The organism is Dyadobacter sediminis (genome assembly GCF_005860765.1).
GTDB lineage: Bacteria > Bacteroidota > Bacteroidia > Cytophagales > Spirosomataceae > Dyadobacter > Dyadobacter sediminis.
This window is the reverse complement of record NZ_VCEI01000029.1, coordinates 338,874-359,042: the sequence shown is the minus strand read 5'-3', so window position 1 is coordinate 359,042 and position 20,169 is coordinate 338,874. Positions and strand designations below refer to the sequence as shown.

Here is a 20,169-nt window from a genome sequence, read left to right as displayed (position 1 = left end):
TATAAGAAACATTATTTCCCGTACAACTTCTTGGCAGCTGCTTCGTATTTGTCACCGGCTATCCATTGCGGGGCAGTTTTACGATCAGCAATCAGCCGCGTCGTGTAAGCATAAGCCTGACAGAATTTTAGTAGATAATTAAAATCAACCGTTTCGGGATTGTCTGAAACCTGATGATAATTTTTCATGATATCGCCATTGAATTCCCTGAAACCCGGCGTAAATGTCGGTGCCGGAATTCCTTCCTTTGCAAAACTGACATTATCGGACCGGTCGAACAAACCTTGCTCCGGCGAAGGATCGGCAAACACACCTAATCCGAAAAACTTGCTTGCTGTTTCAATTTCTGCTTTTACACCCGTTCTTTCCAGTCCCATTACAGCAACAATGGTTGTGTCGTTGTAACCGGCACCGTCGGAGTTAAGATTTAAAATACATTTGTTCAGCGGCATCAAAGGATGACTTGCATAATATTTGCTGCCAAGCAATCCGACTTCTTCACCCGTAAGCGCAATCACCAGAACAGAGCGTTTTGCAGGTTTTTTTGACAAAGCTTCTGCTGCAGTAAGCAATGCGACGGTACCAAATGCATTGTCACGTGCACCATTAAAGATGCTATCCTGCGGCGTAAAAGGTTGTCCGCCTTGTTTGCCAACGCCGACATGATCGTAATGTGCGGTCAGTAAAACGTATTCTTTTTTCAGTTCCGGATCAGTTCCCGGAATGAATCCGGCCACGTTATAGCTATTGATTAAAGTACTTTTTCTGCCGCTTGTTTTAAATTCTACTTCCTTAACGCCGCGTAGCGCGCGAGAAAAACGGGCTTCTTTGCCATTAACCCATGCATGCGGAATGGACTTCAAGGCTGCATCGTCGCCTTGTGCCAGAGAAATCTGTTCGCCTGCAAAATATTTGTTGACAACGTTCCAGGGAATAGGAGCATTAAACAACTCAATAATGCCTAAGGCTCCTTTTTCAACGGCAAGTTTTCTTTTTTCAATAGAAGAAGCAATGATTTCGGAAGGAGTTTGCACGTCAGGCGTTCCGCTTTGTATCAACACAATTTTCCCTTTCACGTCCAGACCTTTGTAATCGTCCCATTTTTTTGATGCATTTTCCAGTCCGTAGCCTGCATAAACGATTGGAGCTTTCAGGTCGGATGCTTCTCCGTTCATCAGAATCCAGTCATCGCCGCTTTTCATGATTTCAGCGTCCGCAACAATTTGGCCCGTTCCATTGGCGCCTGTTTTCTGAAAAGGAACATTTTGATAATAAGAAGAGACATTTGTTCCGGAATCGGAAGCAACCGGTTTTAAGCCCAATTTGCGAAACTGCTCTGCTATATACCTGGCTGCTACAAAATTGCCCTGTTCACCCGTACGACGGCCCAGCAGTTCGTCCGATGCCAAAAAGCGCAAATGTGCTTCCGTTTCGGATTTCCTGATCTGAGATTCAGGTAGTTCGTTGCCTTTCTTCTGAGCAGAAGCAAACGGGTTGATTTGTATCAGGCATATAAAAGCCAGCATTGTGAATTTTGCATTCATTGGTAAAAAGAATTGTTGGTAAAAGAGATAATCTACAAAATAACCATTTTCAGGTTAAATTTTTATAAACAGGATGTTGTTGTATAGCAGCATTCGTTTGGCCGCGGAGCGGCACCCTGTTTGTAGCAATTAGATGTTGTTTTTTCCAAAAACAGGCGGCTCCGCAGGAGCCCTGCATTGTGCATCTTCGTAACTTTCTACAAACAGGGTGCTACTCCGTAGCAGCATACGTTTGGCCGCGGAGCGGCATCCTGTTTATAGCAATGTGAATAGGAACAATTTACCTCGTAAGAAGGAGGGTTCACAGGAACCCCAAACATTATTGATGTCGTTTTTTCCAGAAACAGGCGGCTCCGCAGGAGCCTTGCATTGTGCATCTTCGTAACATTTCTACCAACAGAATGCTACTCCGTAGCAGCATGCCCTTTGCCGCGGAGCGGCACCCTGTTTGTAGCTTGCATTGTGCATTTTCGTAACTTTCTACAAACAGGGTGCTACTCCGTAGCAGCATGCGTTTGGCCGCGGAGCGGCACCCTGTTTGTAGCAATGTGAATAGGAACAATTTACCTTGCAAAGAGGCTCCTGCGGAGCCGCCCGAATTATTTGATGTTGTTTTTTCCAGAAACAGGCGGCTCCGCAGGAGCCATTAAATTACCTTCCGTTTAATATTACTGCGGCTTCTTTAGCAAAATAGGTAAGAATACATTTGGCACCGGCACGACGAATACTCATCAATACTTCCATCATAGCGCGTTCGCCGTCAAGCCAGCCATTTTGGGCAGCGGCTTTCACCATAGCGTATTCACCCGAAACGTTGTACGCAGCGATTGGAATATCAAAATTCTCGTGCAGCAAACGGATAATGTCAAGATAAGACAACGCAGGTTTTACCATCAGCATATCCGCACCTTCCTGAAAATCCAGCTGAGCTTCAAGCAACGCTTCTCTTTTATTGGCCGGATTCATCTGATACGTTTTTTTATCACCGAATTTTGGTGCAGATTCGAGTGCATCGCGGAACGGGCCATAAAATGCGCTGGCGTATTTTGCTGAATACGACATAATGCTGACATCCGTAAACCCGTTCAGATCCAGGTTGCTGCGAATGTATCCGATACGTCCGTCCATCATATCACTGGGTCCGATTATATCTGCTCCCGCTTTTGCCTGGGCAAGCGTCATTTTAGCAAGGATCTCCAGCGTGGCATCATTCAGGATTTTTTCATTTTCTACCAAACCGTCATGTCCGTCGGAGCTGTACGGGTCCATGGCCGCATCCGTCATAATGGCGAGGTCAGGAAACTTCTCCTTGATGGCTGTAATGGCTTTCAGGTAAAAGGTGTCTTCCTTATAGCTTTCAGAAGCGAAACGGTCTTTTTTACTTTCCGCATAATTGGGAAAAAGATCAATGGCCCGAATTCCCAGATCTGTAACTTCTTTAAGCTCTTCAAGCAGATTCTCCAGAGAAAACCGGTAAATGCCCGGCATGGATTTAACCTCCACTTTCTGGTTTGTACCTTCCTGAACGAACATGGGAAAAATAAAATCGGAAACCTGCAGCGTAGTTTCCTGCACCAGATCTCTGATTGCAGACGATTTTCTATTGCGCCGCGGGCGGCGGGATATATTGATCATGATGGGCTGTATGCGAGCAGTTGTAAGCTGTCGGCTTTTTATAAAGGCTGATTATTATATGTACTTTACAAATAACCAACTCGGGAAAACAAGAGTTTCAAACGCAAACGGGTTCTTTGCTCAAAACGGTCAGGCTTGTTTTCTGCTTTTTGCAGATTGATCCAGCTTCGGGTTCAGCCGACCATCAGCTTGAATCCTTCGCCGTGCAGGTTCATAATCTGAATGGACTGATCTTCCTTAAGATATTTCCTCAGCTTGGTAATATATACATCCATGCTTCTGGCATTAAAATAAGAATCGTTGCCCCAAATGGTTTTAAGCGCAAAACTTCTGCTGATCGGCTGATTAAGGTTCTGGCAGAAAAGCCGGAGCAGCTCCGATTCCTTGCTTGTAAGCCTTGTGGATTTGTCACCGGCTTTGAGTTGCTGATGGCTGTAATCAAATGTAAATTGTCCTACCTGGAAAACATTTGTTTCATCCTGCGCATCCGGCTGCTTTTTATATCTTCTCAGAATGGCTTCAATGCGGAGCAGCAATTCCTCTCTGTCAAATGGTTTGGTCACATAGTCATCCGCGCCTGCCCGAAAACCCTGCATGGTATCTTCTTTCATAGATTTTGCCGTCAGAAAGATGATCGGAACATCGCGTCCGCTCATTCTTACTTCTTTTGCCAGTGAAAAACCGTCTTTTTTCGGCATCATCACATCAAAAATACAAAGATCATATTTGTTATCTACAAAACATTGCCAGCCTCTCTGGCCGTCAGTAGCCAGGTCCGTAGGATAACCTTTATCAATCAGATATTCCTGAAGTAAAGACCCCAGATTGCTGTCATCTTCGACAAGTAAAAGATTGGGCATATTTAAAGATTAATAATATGTTTGCAAGATAGTAAAACCGCAACGGCGGCATATAAATAAATGCCCAAAACTAGTGATCTTTCGGGTGCGTAAAACTTCTTAATTTATAAAAAATGTTAAAAGCCGTGTTTTGGATTATTGGTATCCTTGCAGTCATCCTGATCGTTTTTCTCGTCGGTCCTGACGTACCCGATGCACAACTGAATCCTAAGCTTCCGACTGTCACTGCCGATCTGGTCGGACTGGAACAGGAAATTAACCATACAGAAAAGGAAACCAGGCTGCTGAAGCCGGACAATGAAGCGCGGATTGTATGGGCAGACAGTTCAAAAAAACAAAAAACACCGTACAGCATTGTTTACATTCACGGCTTTGGAGCCAGCTGGGCGGAAGGCGATCCGGTTCACCGGGATCTTGCCAAAAGATATGGAGCCAATCTGTATATGGCCCGTCTGCACGATGCCGGCATCAGTGATCCGAATGCATTTGACGATCTTACGCCTGAAAATTTCCTGAACGGGGCAAAGCGGGCGCTGGCAATCGGCAAGGTGCTCGGTGACAGCGTGATCGTTATCGGAACTTCGGCCGGCGGTTTGCTTTCGGTTTATCTTGCGGCCAATAATCCTGAAATAAAAGGAATTGTACTTTATTCACCCTGCATGGCCGTTGCCAATCCTGCGCTCAAACTGATGACCGGGCCGTGGGGAAAACAAATATTGCATGTCGTAATGGGCGGTCACCGCTTGCCGACCGATAAAGATCCCGAGCAGGCAAAATACTGGCTTCAGGGTTACAATACGAACGGGCTGGTGACCTTGCAGCAAATGATCGATGCGATTGCCCGGAAGGAAGTTTATGAAAAAATAAAAATGCCTGTTTTTGTAGGCTATTATTATAAAAATGAAAAAGAACAGGATCCGGTGGTTTCAGTAAAAGCAATAAAGGAAATGTTTGCAGAACTGGGAACGCCGGCGGATTTGAAAGTTGAAAAAGCGTTTCCTGAAGCCGGAGATCATGTGATAGCATCGCGGCTTCGTTCCAAAGATATAAAGGGAGTCTATGAAGCTACAGATGAATTTTTCCGGGAAAAGCTGCATCTTAAGCAAGTAGAAAACACGCCGGTTTTACCTTGAACTTATGCGGCGCAAATGCATGCAATGCAAAATGTATGGTTAAACCCGGCAAAATGCTTTATTTTGCCGCATCAAAAATGACATTATCCTAAATAATAAAAGGAAAGTATGGCTTACGGTTTGTTAAAAGGAAAAAGAGGAATTATCTCGGGTGCACTTGATGAAAATTCAATTGCGTGGAAAGTAGCATTGAAAGCAAAGGAAGAAGGTGCCATTTTCACACTTACAAACGCGCCGATTGCAATGCGGATGGGCGCCATAAATGATCTGGCAAAGCAATGCGATGCCGAAATCATTCCTGCGGATGCTACTTCCGTTGAAGATATAGAAAACCTGTTCTCAAAGTCCGTTGAAATTCTGGGCGGTAAAATCGATTTCGTGCTGCATTCCATCGGTATGTCGGTGAATGTCCGTAAAGGAAAGTCCTATGGCGATCTTAATTATGAATGGATGCAGAAAGGCCTGGATATATCGGCCCTTTCGCTGCACAAGTTTCTGCAGGTCGCTGAAAAACAGGACGCGATCAATGACTGGGGTTCCGTTGTTGCTCTGTCTTACATTGCCGCGCAGCGTACGTATTCTTTTTACAGCGATATGGCCGAGGCAAAAGCCATGCTGGAAAGTATTGCAAGAAGCTACGGTTACCGCTATGGAAAAGCAAAAAATGTACGTGTCAATACCATTTCACAGTCACCGACCAAAACAAAAGCAGGATCGGGAATCGATGGCTTTGATGCATTCTACGACTTTGCTGAAAAAATGAGCCCGCTCGGAAACGCAACAGCCGACGATTGCGCAAATTACGCCATTACGCTGTTCTCTGACCTTACACGCTTCGTAACCATGCAGAATCTTTACCACGACGGCGGATATTCCTCAACGGGTATTTCCGAGGAACTGGTTGAAATGATCCAGAAGCAAAGCCAGCAATAACTTCAGAATATTTAATGTAAAACCCTTCAAAGCATCTGTTTTGAAGGGTTTTTGCTTTTTTGTTAAAATAATTCAGCCGCTCGTCCGTTCCGCGTTGTATGATATTTGTGAACCAGTTAGTTTCGCTAAATAATTATCAATATGGATCCTCAGCCAAACCGCGCTCTTTTCAGAAAAATTTTAAGTCAAAAACTGGCATTTCTTTCGGGAATTATTATTGTCCTTGCAGCTTGCAGCAGTGAGAAAGAAACTACGCAGACGAAATCGGATACGCCGATGCATACACTTGTGTTTCTGGATAAAACACAGAGCGTCAATGTGAACAAAAGCTACGTCAATGAAAAATACCGCCAGGCACTGACTGATATTGTTGAAAGTAACATGAAAAATAAAGGTGACAAGCTGGAAGTTTATTTCATTCATGAAAATACTTCCAAGGCACGGGCCTTGTCGCTGACTGTCCGCAGTGAAAAAGATAACACGGAAGGTGTCAATGCAACGGACCGCGAAGGAATTGAAACAGCCTTTCAGCTTGCATTGCAACGGGAAAAAAGCATTTATCTGAGACAGCTTCTAACCAAACTGAATCAGCAGAATACAGGGTTTTCCAATCAATCCACAGACATTTGGGCCAGTATGCCCGTCATTGCCAAAGCAGGTGAAGCCGGTTCGGACGTGAAAGTTTATTATTTCAGCGATATGGTGGAAAGCGTAAAAGGCGAGGGCCGCCGCGATTTCCACAAAGCGCCGCCAACAAACGATGCGCAGGCAGAAAAAGAAGCCAAGGAAGATTTCAAACAATTGCAGCAATATGCAATTGGTTCTCCGCAGGTCACGATTGTTTCCCCGTTCGAACCGACTGCTTCCACAAAGGAAAACAACCCGCATGTAACGCATTACTGGCAAACGCTTTTTCAGGAACTCGGAGGCGTAAGTATTGAGGAAATGTAAGTTGGTTCGTTAAGGAAAATAATTAATACAAAATGTATAATTTACTTGCATATATTTTGTAAATTTTCACACACTTATTTCCTCCTTATGAAACATTTAATCTTGTTGTTCTTCTCATTTTTACTAATTACATCCTGCTCAAACCCGAATGAACAGGAAGACTTAATGTCGCGAGTAGATTTCATGCAAGTGCCGGAACCAAATTCGGGAAAACCGGTTCCCAAAGTTGTTCAGCAACATGCTGCTTCGAAAAAACTGATCCGGCAAGGAACAATTGAGTTTGAGACAACGGATGCTGAAAAAACCCGAAGTCAGATTATGGCCGCTGTTTCCAAACATCATGCTTATGTCTCATTGGATAAGCAGGATAAGTCGGCGGATAAAATTAGTTTCATGCTGATCATACGCGTGCCTTCTGTCCAATTCGACACTTTTCTTGACTCTGCAACTGAAGGAGTACCGTATTTTGATAATCGTGTAATCGATGTAAAGGATGTGACCGCTGAGTTTGTAGATACGGAAATTACGCTTAAAACAAAGAAGCAAATAGAATCACGTTACCTTCAGCTTCTGGAAAAAGCATCCAATATCAAGGATATTCTCAGTATCGAAAAAGAACTCGGTACCATTCGCACTGAAATAGAATCTACCGAAGGACAATTGAAACTTCTGACAGATGAGGTTCAATATTCTACACTCAATATCAAGTTTTACAAAATCAGCTCAACTCCAGCAGTTTTTTCATATCAGGTAAAATCCTCCATAGTCACTGGCTGGGAAAATTTGCTTTCTGCCTTGCTTGCAGTAATAAACATCTGGCCTTTTCTCCTGATTACAATAGCATTGTATATTGCTTTTAGCAGGCGTAGAAAAAGGAAACGCCTGGCTGATGCAATTGGCAGTTTGTAAATCGGTAGCTAAAAAATCAGTTACAGTTCCTTTTCAACCGGCCCAGTTTTCACGGTCCAGACTGCGGTATTGAATGGCTTCGGCCAGATGTTCGACTCGGATTTCATCGCTGTCCGCAAGGTCGGCGATCGTGCGTGAAACTTTCAGAATGCGGTCGTAAGCTCTTGCAGAGAGTCCGAGCCTTTCCATTGCCTTCTTCAAAAGTGCCTTGCCCGCTTCTCCGATCACGCAAATTTCTTTCACCATTTCAGGCGTCATCATGGCATTGGAGTAAATTTCCCTTTTACTTTTAAATCGCTCGGATTGTCTTTCTCTGGCTTTAATAACCCTTGAACGGATTTGTTCGCTGCTTTCCGACTTGCGTGTCGAGGCAATCTGGTCAAATGAGACCGGCGTTACTTCCACATGTAAATCAATCCGGTCCAAAAGCGGACCGCTGATTTTGTTCAGATATTTCTGTACAACGCCGGGGCCGCAAACGCATTCTTTTTCCGGATGATTGTAATAGCCGCACGGACATGGATTCATGCTGGCAATAAGCATAAAGTTTGCCGGAAATTCCACAGTCATTCTGGCTCTTGAAATACTTACTTTTCGTTCTTCCAGCGGCTGGCGCATGACTTCCAGCACCGTTCTCTTGAATTCGGGAAGTTCGTCCAGAAACAGTACGCCGTTATGCGCGAGTGAAATTTCACCGGGCTGCGGAAAACTTCCTCCGCCCACAAGCGCAGCATCGCTGATGGAATGATGCGGCGCACGAAACGGCCTGCGGGAAACAAGTGTTGCCCTTTTCCCGAGTTTGCCGGCTACGGAATGGATTTTTGTTGTTTCCAATGCTTCCGGCAGGCTCAACGGAGGAAGTATGCCCGGAATGCGCTTTGCCAGCATCGTTTTTCCTGCGCCTGGCGGCCCGATCATAATGGCATTGTGTCCGCCGGCAGCGGTTATTTCCAATGCACGTTTGATATTTTCCTGACCCTGAACGTGTTCAAAATCGGCATCGTATTCATTCTGGGAAGTGAAAAACAGATCACGTGTGTCGACAAGCAGCGGCTGAATATCTTTTTTCCCTTCAATAAAGACAATCGCATCGCTCAGCGTTTCTACAGGAATAACGTCAATGTTATTGACAATAGCGGCTTCATGCGCATTTTCTGCTGGCAGGATAAATCCTTTAAAACCTTGTTTGCGGGCTTCGATGGCTATGGGAAGCACGCCTTTGATCGGCCTCAGCGTTCCGTCAAGTGACAGTTCGCCCATGATGATGTAATCTTCAAGACTACGTTCGCAAGCAAGCTGTTCGGATGCGTTCAGAATACAAAGTGCAATGGGCAGATCGTACGCGGAACCTTCTTTGCGGATATCGGCAGGTGCCAGATTTACAACCAGCTTTTGCCTCGGCATTTTATAATCGAAGTATTTTAATGAAGCTTCAACCCGTTGCTGACTTTCCTTTACCGCGCTGTCTGCAAGCCCGACCATGTAAAAGCCCAGTCCCTGCGCTACGGTTACTTCTATGGTAATCAGGGTGGCGTCCACGCCGAAAACGGCACTTCCGAAAGTTTTTGCTAGCATGTGTGTGTATTGTTCTGTGATAATTTGTCCTGAATTCTTTTCAGGATCTTTGGCAAAAATAGCAGGAATTACTAAAAACATAGCATAATTGGGATATTGCTTGCTGATCAGTCAAAACCTGTCTATTTTATTCAAAAATTTCCTGGTCTTTCCAATGATTAAGTTTCTTGCATTGCTGTTTCTGTTAACGGTTTTCCAAAACCCTGCTTTTTCCCAAAACGTTGAAAGCACATTAAAAGGAAAAATCATTTGTGTGGATCCCGGGCACGGCGGTACCGCATTGACGGACAGCTACCGCGTAGGACCGGCCGGAGAACGGGAAGAATGGGTCAATCTGCGCGTAGGAATCTTGTTGCGAAAAATGCTGGAAGAAAAAGGAGCAACCGTCATTATGACAAGAACAGAAGACAAATTCATTCCGCTTCCGGACCGTGCCAAACTTGCCGTGGACAACAAAGCCGACTTGTTTGTTTCCATTCATCACAATGCCACTGCGGATTCATCGGTCAATTTCCCGATCATTTACTTTCACGGCAATGCGTCTGAAAATACAGCGAGTGTTGACTTTGGCAAAGCACTTGCATCCAGTTTGCTGAAACATTTGCATAAGCCCGAAACGCCGGTTTCGCTTGTTTCGGACTTTACCATTTTTGCAGAATCCGGCGCTTCGGTTTTAAGAAATACGTACGGCATTCCCGCTGTTCTGGCCGAAGCCTCTTTTTTTACCAATGCAGAAGAAGAACAGAAACTCAGACAGGAAGAACACAACAGAAAAGAAGCACTTGCTTTTACCGACGCGCTCGAAGTATTTTTTTCAAAACCCGTTCAGAAAGTAGCTCCAAAAAATTCCATTTTGCCCGTTATTCCGGCTTTTAAAGTTTTTCAGGAAGCGGAACGCATGACGCCCGTTGCCAAGCGCTGGCATCAGGATTTTCTGGAAGGCCAAAAACTGATGTCGAAAAAGGACACTGCTTCGCTGCGTCAGGCTTATGAGCTTTTCACCCGTTCTGCGCGTTCCTTTCCGGATTCTTATGTAGCTGCCAAATGCCATAAAAGCCGGGCCGCAATCCTGAAAATGACAGGCAAGCCGCAGGAATCGGCACAGGAACTACAAAGGGCAAAGGAATATTATATAAATTTTTCAAATCCGGAAAGCCGGAAATAAATCAGTCCACAACGGCAGACACACAGATGTAAGTCGGGATAATGCCTGCACTTCTGATTCTTACTTCAGCGTCTTCAGCCTGCGTGTTTCCGGTTAAAACCAGTGCGGTATCGAGACCGAATTTATTGCCGCCCAGAATATCCGTATGCAGCGTATCGCCGACCATTAAAATATCCCTTTTGCTGATATCCGGATAATTCTTGATATGCTGATAAGCAAAAATAAACATCTGCGGATCGGGTTTTCCGAAGCGTATAAACTGTCTGCCAATCGTATCTTCAATCATTTTGGCCAGTGCACCCACGGCAATGGACAAGCGGCTTTTGGATGCAGGATACGTTTTATCCGTATTCGCTACGATAACCGGAATATTACGTTTGCGCAACAAATTGAGCGTTTTGGTCAGATCGGTGTTCCAGTCAAAACCTTCGTCGTCCAGAAAAACAAGTGCGCTTACATCACCGACCGAATCCAGGTTAAGATTCCGGATTGAAACCGTTTTCAACTTGGACGTTTCAAGGTAATGCGCGGAGTTGTCCGTGCCGAGGTAAGCAACAATGCCGTTGCGTACTTTCAGTTCAAGATATTCCCTTGCCAGCATTCCTGAAGAAATGATGCGGTCCGGCGTAATGTCATTGATTCCGAGCCTTACATACGATTCCGCAAGCTGATCCGGGCTGCGTGAAGCGTCATTGGTTACAACATAAAAATCCTTTCCGTTCTCTTTCAGGTATTTGAAAGTATTTTCAATGCCGGGAATAAGTCCGTTATATGTCTTTAAAACGCCGAAGGCATCAAAGAAAACGACTTCGTATTTAGATATAACGGATTTGAAATTGTCAAGAATCATAAAGGGGATGTCTAAAGTAAGGAGTGAAACCGGAAACGTAACAGCCTATATTTTCAGGGCTCTCAGAATTTTTTCTTCGTCGAAGCCGTCAATGGATGGAAAATAAAGTTCATATGCTTCCTTCTGCAATTTTGTACAATACGATCTGTGAAAGAAATATTTACCATATTTGACAACATAGTTCAGAATGAAAAAGCGGTAAGCTTCTTTCATAAACCGGACTTCGTTTTCTGTCAGCGGATATACTTTGTGATATTCCTGAAGAAAGATCATAAACCGGTCTTCATTCAATGTACTCATCAGATAACTGAAAACGGTTCTGTCGCCAACATTGGAAACTACTCTGCTGAAAAAATAAAAATCCATAATTCTGGTCGACACGCGAAACCAGTCGTAATCCCAGCGCGAATATAATTTCAGATCTTCGGTTACCGAAAAGTTACCGATATTCCAGTCTACAAACACAGGCATTTTGTCAAAAGAAGCGACATTCAGCCTCTGAATGTTCTTCATAAAAATATCGCATTGTCTGTTCAGCGTGTGAATGTAGCCTCTGTGCTCATATTGTCCGGTATCCGTTTCCAAGATATCCCGCAGGTGCTGAATGTCTGTACGCAGGTTTTTGGACGATTTGGGAATCGACTTGCTGGCCCGGAAACAGGCCAGATGGAATTTTGCCGTTTCAGTCCCGAGTTTCCGGATATGCGTTTCATCCAGCCTTCTCGGAAGCCGGTTCATAGCCCGGATCGGATTGTAAAAAACAACCCAGGTATCGATAAAATCTTCCTGATAGCGGTAGGTATAAACCTGATTATTTTTTACAAGTGACTTTGCCAGAACATTTTCAAACGGATACAGCAGATTATTGGAAAGCGCCTGAATAATCCGGTGATCTTCCTTGAAATGCTCGTACTTCCCGAAATACGAAAGTTTTGCAATGACCTTGTCATCATTGTCCAAAGTAACTCTGAAAACGTGATTCGTTGATACTTTGGCACTTATATCTTCCACAAATTTTACTCCAATCGAATTATCAAATCCTGCCCAGGCTTTTCGGATAATTTCAGGATAATCTTTTAAACGCATTATTATTTTTCATTAAGCCTTAGTGCTTGTCGCAACTTAAAATATTTCAAAGGTAGCAACTTCAAAGGAGCGCAAAGACGATTTTCGGCATATTAGTAATATTTATATTGGAAAATGAATATTCGGGAGCTTTTACAGGCAAGGCTTATTTCAAAACTTTGAATAATTTTACAAACCAAAAAAATACTTTACATACCTTGTTTTACTACTTCTCCCGTTTTCTGGTCCGTCTGGCACTTCCCGTTTATCTTAAAAAGCTTTGCGTAGTCAATTTTGATAAACTGCCAAAAAGAACCCCGATGCTTCTGGCATCCAATCATCCCGATTCCTTTTTTGATGCGGTGGTTATCGGATCGGTTCTGGACAAGCCCATTCATACGCTCACACGCGGTGATGTTTTCAAAAAGCCTGCCGTTGCTTTCTGGCTTCGCCAGATCAACCTTATTCCCGTTTTTCGCGGGTCGGAAGGAAGGCAATATCTTAAAAATCATGACAATACGGCGCAGGAAAGCCATAATGCACTGAAAGCCGGCGACTCGGTTGTTGTTTTTTCAGAAGGGGTTTGTGTCAATGAATGGCGGCTCAGGCCGCTGGGAAAAGGAACGGCGCGCATGGCACATCAGATCTGGTTCAGCGACGACGCTTTGCCCGACATGAAAGTAATCCCGACCGGCGTTAATTATGAACATTTCCGCGGTCCGGGAAAACGGGTTATGCTGCGTTTTGGAAAGGAAATCAGTCAGGACGACATTTTGACAAGCCCTTTGGAATATGAAAAATGGCTGCGCGAGTTCAATGAGATTCTTACCGTACGCATGAACAACGAAATTCTGACTTTGCCGGCTGATTTGCCGAAAGACGAGCATACGAAGGAATTAAACGCTTTTTTTGAAAACTGCACGGTTCCTGAAAGGGGAAATGCATTGTTCCGGGCGATTGGCTGGCTCGGACGTACGATCCATAAGCCATTGTATTCGTTTTTTGAGAAAAAAGCGGCAAAGCTTACGGCACGATCCGTGTTTTATGATTCCGTCCTGTTTGGATTGCTTATGTACCTGTATCCGCTTACTGTATTGCTGCTTTCTGTAATTCTGGGGATTTTTGCTGGCTGGCAGGCGGGTTTAATTCTATTTTTTGCGCTTCCTTTGCTTGCCTGGTTTTGCGGAAGATATTACAAGTGATTGCCATTTTCAAATCACTACAATCACTTGTAAAACTGTTTTATAAAAATCAATCTTTAACCCGGCTTAAACTCATGAGTTTCAGTATCCAGTCGGGCAATGGTTTTTGGTCTTTTCTTTTTTGTATATCCAGAAACCAGCCTATTTTCTTCAGAATCGGCAGTTTGTGCGTTTCGACCAGTTCGATCAAAGTTCCGTCGGGATCTTCCAGATAGGCGAATCGGCCGGCTGCGGATTCCATACCGAAGGACCTTTCACTGTCAATCGTAAACGGATAGCCTTCCGATTGCAGCTTCGTTTTCAGTGCATCCATATTCAGCGCATCAAAGCATAAATGGATAAATCCGCAGTCGCCCCAAAACCGGTTTTCGAATATTTTCTTTGGCTCACGGTCCAGTGCCTGAATCAGTTCAATATTTGTATCGCCCAGTAACCGGCTGAAAGCGCCGTCGGGTGTAAAGCTTTTGCGCAGTAACATTCTGCGGAACCGCTGGCCGGAAACGGAAGCAGGCAGATCCTTGAAAAAACCGGTTTTATCATAAACTACTTCCAGCGGCTGCAAAAGACTTTTATAAAAAGCCAGCGATTTATCGATGTCGGAGACGCCGACTACAACGCCGGAAACGCCGCCAATTGCTTTGTCCGTTTTCTGGAACCAGGACTGATCGCCTGTAATCTGGAAAGTATTTCCGTAAGGATCATTTCCCCAGAAACCCTCGCCGTCCGGAAATCTCACCAGATCGCCTGCAGAGTTGTTTGTACGGCTTTGTACCCATTCATGCGCTTTTCTTACATCCCGGGTTTTGAACCGGATTGCATTGATACCAAGATCGCCGAGCTCGGCCCTGAAAGCAGCAGGTTGCGACACGCGGCTTGTAAATGACCAGATCTCAAGTCCGCCGCCTCCCGCCATATTAATGGCCAGCACGGCATGCCGCTGATGAACTGCTCCTCCGGTGTACGGCGTCATAAGCGGTGCTTCGGCTTTTTCATCAAATACCGGCACGTCAAAGCCAAGAATCTGGCGGTACCATTTCCAGGCTTCAGGTACATTCTGAACACCGATTCCTACTTGTTGAATTCCTGATATTAGCGGAGCACTCATTTGTTGAGATAAATTAAAGCTGTAAAAACAAATTGGTTAAAGGGTCAAAGCAAAAGCAATTTTACAAAATAAATGCGATATCAGATCTTTCGAAGTGTAATTGGGATAAAAGTGTGGAGTGTAGAAAAAATTTCTTGGGATACAGAACCGGATTGATTATTTGATGAACATAATAATTCATATATTTAAATGAGATTTCCAGAATATTATTTTAAAAAGCTGGTTATCAACGCATCCATTTGGAAGCACCCGTCGTATATACAGCTGTATATACGACGGGCCGGGTCTCAATTTAATTTTAGAATGAATCAGTCCGTAGTCATTGCACCGATTTCCGAAAGTTTATCCGAGTTTATAAGTTCAAATCAGTATTCCAAGATAATCGTAATTGCTGATAACCATACAAAGAAGCATTGTTATCCGGTTTTGAAGAAAATTTTGCCGAAACATAGCCTTGTTACGGTTCCCGCAGGCGAATCGCAAAAGACGCTGGCAACGTGTGAAAAAATCTGGAAAGCAATGACGGAAGAGGAACTGGACCGTCATGCGCTGGTGATCAATATCGGGGGGGGCGTAATCGGAGATATGGGCGGATTTTGTGCGGCAGTTTACAAACGTGGAATACATTTTATACAGGTGCCAACGACTTTGCTTTCGCAGGTGGATGCCAGTGTAGGCGGTAAGCTGGGGATTGATTTTCAGGGATTTAAAAACCATTTGGGTGTTTTTGATTTACCCGAAAAGGTCTTAATTGATCCGGCTTTCCTGAACACATTGCCGGAAAGGGAAATCAGGTCGGGCTTTGCTGAAATTATAAAGCACTGTCTGATTGCTGACGCGGCAAAGTGGGAGGAAATCAGACAGAAAGATTTTGAAGACCAGAACTGGCAGGATCTGATCGCACATTCTGTAAAGATCAAGCAGCAGGTTGTGGAGCAGGACCCGAAAGAAAAGGGATTAAGGAAGATATTGAATTTCGGACACACACTCGGGCATGCGGTTGAAACGTGCTTTTTAAACAAGCCGCAAGGACAAAGGTTGTTTCACGGAGAAGCCATTGCCATCGGCATGATCATGGAAAGTTACTTGTCCTTCGCAAGAAAAATGATTGATCAGCAGACACTGACGGACATCGAGGAATTTCTGTTTGCAACATACGGAAAAGTAAATATTTCGGCAGAAGACATAGAAGAAATCATTGCGCTGACCCGGCAGGATAAAAAGAACAAAGGAAAAGAAGTGCGGTTTTCATTGCTTAAAGAAGCGGGGCAATGCGAATACGATGTAGTAATAGCTGCTTCTGAAATGCGTAAAGCAATAGCTTACTATTTGGGATAGTTCTAACAAGGCATCAGCATAAGCTATTGGTCATTGAAGATGAATTCAAATCATTCATTATATAATTTTTATTCACAACCTGACAAATTAAATGCTTATGTTGAAGTACGTTACAATTTATACCGCTTTACTTTTCGTAATGATCATTGCAGGATGCTCCACTGGCCGGAAGGTGTTTGTAGAACACGATTACAGTTACGAAACCAACTTTAAAGATTACTCTTCCTATACTTTTCTGGAATGCGAAAGAGATACCAACAATCTCTGTACAGAAATATATGAGGCCATCCGCCGCCAGATGCAGGTAAGAGGTTACAAGCTGACTGCGGAAAAACCTACTTTGCTCGTTAATTACGGTATTTTCTACGATAACCTCCGTTATCAGGGATATATGCAGCCGGTTATCAAAAACTGGGTCGATACCGAAAATGACGGTTTCCGCTACGAGCCTATCAAATATGCGCTGGATAAAGGAACGCTGATTGTTTCGCTCATTGATGCAGAAAGCGATCAGGTTGTGTGGAGAGGTTATGCTTCGGGCATTTTCAATGGCGTTGAAAACTCAAACAACCATTACAGGAGCGTTGTAAGACGTATTTTTGACCAGTACCCGCTTTTTGCAAAAGGTTACGATCCGAGAAGATACAGCGAGCAGGTGGGAAGGTAGCTGGAAGGAAGGGTTTTCATGGAAAGTCAAGTATTGTCATATCTAGTTATGAATTGTCATTTGTAGTTATGGGTTGTCATTTATTGTCAAATATTGTCATTTTTAGTCATAGGTTGTCATTTTTAGTCATGGGTTGTTGTGTTTAGTGCAGCTGTTTATTTACGCTTTTGCCTTTATTAAAAATGACAATTTATAACTCTTCAATTACAATCCATGACAACTAATGACTTTTTATGACAATCCATGACTTTTGTAGCAATCCATGACAATTAATGACAATCCATGACAACTCATAACTCTGCATAACAACTCATGACTTTCCATGACAATCCATGACTTTTACCACAAAGTTCCCAATACGGCAGAGCCGCTTTCCAACAGCTTTCAGCTTGATAAAACTACCTTAATTTCAAAGTTGCCAAAGTAAGAATGGCGAGGATAATGCCTACGATCCAGAAACGGGTTACAATTTTGGATTCGTGGATTCCTTTTTTCTGATAATGATGATGCAAAGGCGACATTAAAAATACCCTGCGCCCTTCTCCATATTTCCTTCGCGTATATTTGAAATAACTGACCTGAATGATTACGGACAAGTTTTCAGCAATGAATATGCCGCACATAATCGGGATAAGCCATTCCTTGCGAATTGCGAGCGCAATCACGGCAATGACTCCGCCGAGCATCAGACTTCCCGTGTCGCCCATAAAAACCTGGGCCGGATAAGCATTATACCATAAAAACCCGACGCAGGCTCCGATAAATGCCGCACAAAAAATAACAAGCTCACCCGAATTCGGAATATACATGATGTTCAGGTACTGTGAAAACTTGGTATTACCCGACAAATAAGCCAGAACGCCCAATGTAAGCGCAATAATTCCGGAAACGCCCGCTGCCAGCCCGTCAATTCCGTCTGTAATGTTTGCACCGTTCGAGATTGCCGTTATGATGAAAATAGCCACAATGGTGTAAATAACCCAGGTATATTCCTCCGGAAGCCAGCCGAACAAAAGTGTTTTATAATCAAACTCGTTGTTTTTGGTAAAAGGAATGGTCGTAATGGTCGGATGAATCATATCTCTGTACCGCTGGATTTCGCCCAGGTTGGAACTCAGCAGCGGTTTTTCATAAATCCGGATTCTTACATTATCGCTGAAAGAAAGCGTCAGGCCTACAATCAGTCCGAGGCCGACTTGTCCGACAATTTTAAACTTTCCGTGAAGGCCGTCTTTGTTATTTTTGAATTTTTTAAGATAATCATCTACAAACCCGATCAGTCCGGTCCATAAAGCAGTGATGATCAGCAAAATAATATATACGTTGCTTAGCTTGGCAAAAAGCAGTACGGGAATCAGCAGGGAAGCAAGAATAATGAACCCGCCCATTGTTGGCGTTCCGGCTTTTTCCATCTGCCCGGCAAGCCCGAGGTCACGGATCGATTCGCCCATCTGTTTTTTACGCAAAAAATTAATGATGGTTTTTCCGTAAGTAGCGGCAATAAAGAGCGAAAGTACCGTCGCACCTAACGCTCTGAAAGAAATATATTGAAATACACCGGCACCGGGTATATTGAAATTTCTGTCGAGATAATCGAATAAATAATAGAGCATTGAAGAACGTGTTGGGATAATGGCTGCAAAGTTGCTTTTTTTCAGAGATTAAGCAAAAGGCCTTCCGGTTTAAAGTCGTATTTCCGGATTATTATTAATCCGGAAATAGCGAAGTTCAGATTTTAACAGCAGAAATTCAGTTGGAAAGATGCTTTTTGAAAACTTCAAGCAAAACTTCCTTATCGTCAAAATGATGCTTGACACCATTTATTTCCTGATAATTTTCATGGCCTTTTCCTGCAATCAGAATAATATCTTCCGGGTTTGCTTCCAGGCCGGCTTTGAAAATCGCTTCACGTCTGTCGGGAATTACAATTGTTTTTTTATAATCCTGCGCAGGAACGCCTTTGCGCATTTGTTCCAGAATATCCAGCGGGTCTTCATAGCGCGGATTGTCTGAGGTCAAAATGACAAGATTGCTGTATTTGCATGCGATAGCAGCCATTTTCGGCCTTTTTTCTGCATCGCGGTTTCCTCCGCAGCCAACGACCGTAATTACTTTTTCATTTCCATGACGCAGATGCGTAATGGTTTCAAGCACGTTTTCAAGCGCGTCCGGCGTATGTGCGTAATCCACAATGCCAACGATATTGTCGGCGGAATGAAATTGTTCAAACCGCCCGGGAGGGCTTTTCAGATTGGAAAGTTCGGTAAGCACAGCTCCGGAACTTTCGCCAAGCAGCAACGCAGCGCCATATACAGCCAGCAGATTATACGCATTGAAACGGCCGATTACGCGGAACCATACTTCCTGCTGATTAATCTCCATGTGCATGCCCGCCAGTGTATCGGAAATAATCTTGCCTTTAAACGAAGCCAGTGTCTGCAGCGAATACGTTTCCACTTTTGCTCTGGTATTCTGCACCATAACCGATCCGCGGCGGTCGTCCACATTCACAAGCGCAAATGCAGACTTTGGAAGCTGGTCAAAAAAGCCTTTTTTGGCTTTGATGTAATTATCGAACGTTTTGTGAAAATCGAGGTGATCGTGTGTGATATTGGTAAAAATGCCGCCTGCAAAATGCAAACCGGTAATGCGGTGCTGTGCCACGGAATGCGAGCTTACTTCCATAAAAACATGGCTGCAGTTTTTTTCCAGCATTTCCGAAAGCAGTTTGTTCAGTGCAACGGCATCCGGCGTTGTATGCGTGGAAGGAATGATCTCATCTTCAATCTGGTTCTGAACGGTCGACAAAAGCCCGCATCGGTAACCCAGCGCGCGAAAAAGCTGGAAAAGGAATGTGGCAACGGACGTTTTACCGTTGGTTCCCGTAACGCCGACCAGTGAAAGTTTTTGCGAAGGATGGCCATAAAAAGCCGCAGCTATCATTCCCATTGCTGCCGCAGAATCTTCAGTTTGAATATAAGTGACCTTATCATTCAATTTTTCAGGCAATGCTTCGCAAAGTACGGCGCTTGCGCCGGCATTCACGGTTGTTTCAATAAATTGATGCCCGTCCGTTTGCGTTCCGCGCAGTGCCACAAACATACTTCCCGGCAAGACTCTTCTGGAATCTATGATAATACTACTGATCGTAACGTCTTGTGAACCTGATATTGTAATTACCGGAATTCCGTTTAAAAGGTCGCTGAGTTTTTTTTCCTGATTGCTTTCCATAAAAGG

At 44.0% G+C, this 20,169-nt stretch carries 17 protein-coding genes; 8 read left to right on the top strand and 9 right to left on the bottom strand.

The window, feature by feature from the left end; all coding sequences use genetic code 11:
- Positions 1 to 11 precede the first annotated feature (11 nt).
- The 3 genes from FEM55_RS20965 to FEM55_RS20955 all read right to left on the bottom strand — a co-directional run bounded on the left by FEM55_RS20965 (position 12) and on the right by FEM55_RS20955 (position 4,039).
- Positions 12 to 1,544 carry a M20/M25/M40 family metallo-hydrolase gene (locus tag FEM55_RS20965; RefSeq protein WP_229209362.1) on the bottom strand — a complete coding sequence of 511 codons (1,533 nt, stop codon included), beginning with the start codon at positions 1,542 to 1,544 and terminating at the stop codon, positions 12 to 14.
- 651 nt (positions 1,545 to 2,195) lie between these two features.
- Complete coding sequence (gene hemB, locus FEM55_RS20960) at positions 2,196 to 3,179, bottom strand: porphobilinogen synthase (protein WP_171036619.1); 984 nt, start codon at positions 3,177 to 3,179, stop codon at positions 2,196 to 2,198.
- A 173-nt stretch (positions 3,180 to 3,352) separates the two neighbouring features.
- Positions 3,353 to 4,039: a response regulator transcription factor gene (locus FEM55_RS20955; RefSeq protein ID WP_138283345.1), complete on the bottom strand. Its 687-nt coding sequence runs from the start codon at positions 4,037 to 4,039 to the stop codon at positions 3,353 to 3,355.
- A 113-nt stretch (positions 4,040 to 4,152) separates the two neighbouring features.
- Here FEM55_RS20955 and FEM55_RS20950 point away from each other — a divergent pair, with 113 nt between their 5' ends.
- The 4 genes from FEM55_RS20950 to FEM55_RS20935 all read left to right on the top strand — a co-directional run bounded on the left by FEM55_RS20950 (position 4,153) and on the right by FEM55_RS20935 (position 7,965).
- Positions 4,153 to 5,172, top strand: coding sequence for an alpha/beta hydrolase (locus tag FEM55_RS20950; RefSeq protein WP_138283344.1), 1,020 nt, complete (start codon positions 4,153 to 4,155; stop codon positions 5,170 to 5,172).
- Between the two features lie 108 nt (positions 5,173 to 5,280).
- Complete coding sequence (locus tag FEM55_RS20945) at positions 5,281 to 6,105, top strand: enoyl-ACP reductase FabI (protein ID WP_138283343.1); 825 nt, start codon at positions 5,281 to 5,283, stop codon at positions 6,103 to 6,105.
- A 141-nt stretch (positions 6,106 to 6,246) separates the two neighbouring features.
- Positions 6,247 to 7,056: a hypothetical protein gene (locus FEM55_RS20940; RefSeq protein ID WP_138283342.1), complete on the top strand. Its 810-nt coding sequence runs from the start codon at positions 6,247 to 6,249 to the stop codon at positions 7,054 to 7,056.
- A gap of 45 nt (positions 7,057 to 7,101) precedes the next feature.
- On the top strand, positions 7,102 to 7,965 hold the full coding sequence (locus tag FEM55_RS20935) for a DUF4349 domain-containing protein (protein ID WP_138283341.1): 864 nt from the start codon (positions 7,102 to 7,104) through the stop codon (positions 7,963 to 7,965).
- A 33-nt stretch (positions 7,966 to 7,998) separates the two neighbouring features.
- On the opposite strand, the gene FEM55_RS20930 is transcribed toward FEM55_RS20935, so the two are convergent.
- Positions 7,999 to 9,540, bottom strand: coding sequence for a YifB family Mg chelatase-like AAA ATPase (locus FEM55_RS20930; RefSeq protein ID WP_138283439.1), 1,542 nt, complete (start codon positions 9,538 to 9,540; stop codon positions 7,999 to 8,001).
- Positions 9,541 to 9,694: 154 nt separating this feature from the next.
- On the opposite strand from FEM55_RS20930, the gene FEM55_RS20925 reads away from it, so the two are divergent.
- Positions 9,695 to 10,705 carry an N-acetylmuramoyl-L-alanine amidase family protein gene (locus tag FEM55_RS20925; protein WP_138283340.1) on the top strand — a complete coding sequence of 337 codons (1,011 nt, stop codon included), beginning with the start codon at positions 9,695 to 9,697 and terminating at the stop codon, positions 10,703 to 10,705.
- A 1-nt stretch (position 10,706) separates the two neighbouring features.
- On the opposite strand, the gene FEM55_RS20920 is transcribed toward FEM55_RS20925, so the two are convergent.
- Together FEM55_RS20920 and FEM55_RS20915 are read right to left on the bottom strand one after the other, a co-directional pair.
- Positions 10,707 to 11,555: a TIGR01459 family HAD-type hydrolase gene (locus FEM55_RS20920; RefSeq protein ID WP_138283339.1), complete on the bottom strand. Its 849-nt coding sequence runs from the start codon at positions 11,553 to 11,555 to the stop codon at positions 10,707 to 10,709.
- 45 nt (positions 11,556 to 11,600) lie between these two features.
- Entirely contained in the window at positions 11,601 to 12,641 is a 1,041-nt protein-coding gene (locus tag FEM55_RS20915) for an aminoglycoside phosphotransferase/kinase family protein (protein ID WP_138283338.1), read from the bottom strand.
- 197 nt (positions 12,642 to 12,838) lie between these two features.
- Between FEM55_RS20915 and FEM55_RS20910 the strand changes: the two genes are divergently transcribed.
- Positions 12,839 to 13,822 carry a 1-acyl-sn-glycerol-3-phosphate acyltransferase gene (locus FEM55_RS20910; protein ID WP_138283337.1) on the top strand — a complete coding sequence of 328 codons (984 nt, stop codon included), beginning with the start codon at positions 12,839 to 12,841 and terminating at the stop codon, positions 13,820 to 13,822.
- A gap of 49 nt (positions 13,823 to 13,871) precedes the next feature.
- Here FEM55_RS20910 and FEM55_RS20905 read toward each other — a convergent pair whose 3' ends face one another.
- Positions 13,872 to 14,927 carry a VOC family protein gene (locus FEM55_RS20905; protein WP_138283336.1) on the bottom strand — a complete coding sequence of 352 codons (1,056 nt, stop codon included), beginning with the start codon at positions 14,925 to 14,927 and terminating at the stop codon, positions 13,872 to 13,874.
- A 303-nt stretch (positions 14,928 to 15,230) separates the two neighbouring features.
- Here FEM55_RS20905 and aroB point away from each other — a divergent pair, with 303 nt between their 5' ends.
- Together aroB and FEM55_RS20895 are read left to right on the top strand one after the other, a co-directional pair.
- Positions 15,231 to 16,265: a 3-dehydroquinate synthase gene (gene aroB / locus FEM55_RS20900; RefSeq protein ID WP_138283335.1), complete on the top strand. Its 1,035-nt coding sequence runs from the start codon at positions 15,231 to 15,233 to the stop codon at positions 16,263 to 16,265.
- A 97-nt stretch (positions 16,266 to 16,362) separates the two neighbouring features.
- The gene (locus FEM55_RS20895) at positions 16,363 to 16,932 is read left to right on the top strand and encodes a DUF4136 domain-containing protein (protein WP_374756485.1); all 570 of its coding nucleotides are present in this window, start codon (positions 16,363 to 16,365) and stop codon (positions 16,930 to 16,932) included.
- Between the two features lie 398 nt (positions 16,933 to 17,330).
- Here FEM55_RS20895 and mraY read toward each other — a convergent pair whose 3' ends face one another.
- A complete protein-coding gene (gene mraY, locus FEM55_RS20890; RefSeq protein ID WP_138283333.1) occupies positions 17,331 to 18,545 on the bottom strand; it encodes a phospho-N-acetylmuramoyl-pentapeptide-transferase in 1,215 nt (404 codons plus the stop codon).
- 136 nt (positions 18,546 to 18,681) lie between these two features.
- Complete coding sequence (locus tag FEM55_RS20885; RefSeq protein ID WP_138283332.1) at positions 18,682 to 20,163, bottom strand: UDP-N-acetylmuramoyl-L-alanyl-D-glutamate--2,6-diaminopimelate ligase; 1,482 nt, start codon at positions 20,161 to 20,163, stop codon at positions 18,682 to 18,684.
- Between the last annotated feature and the right edge of the window lie 6 nt (positions 20,164 to 20,169).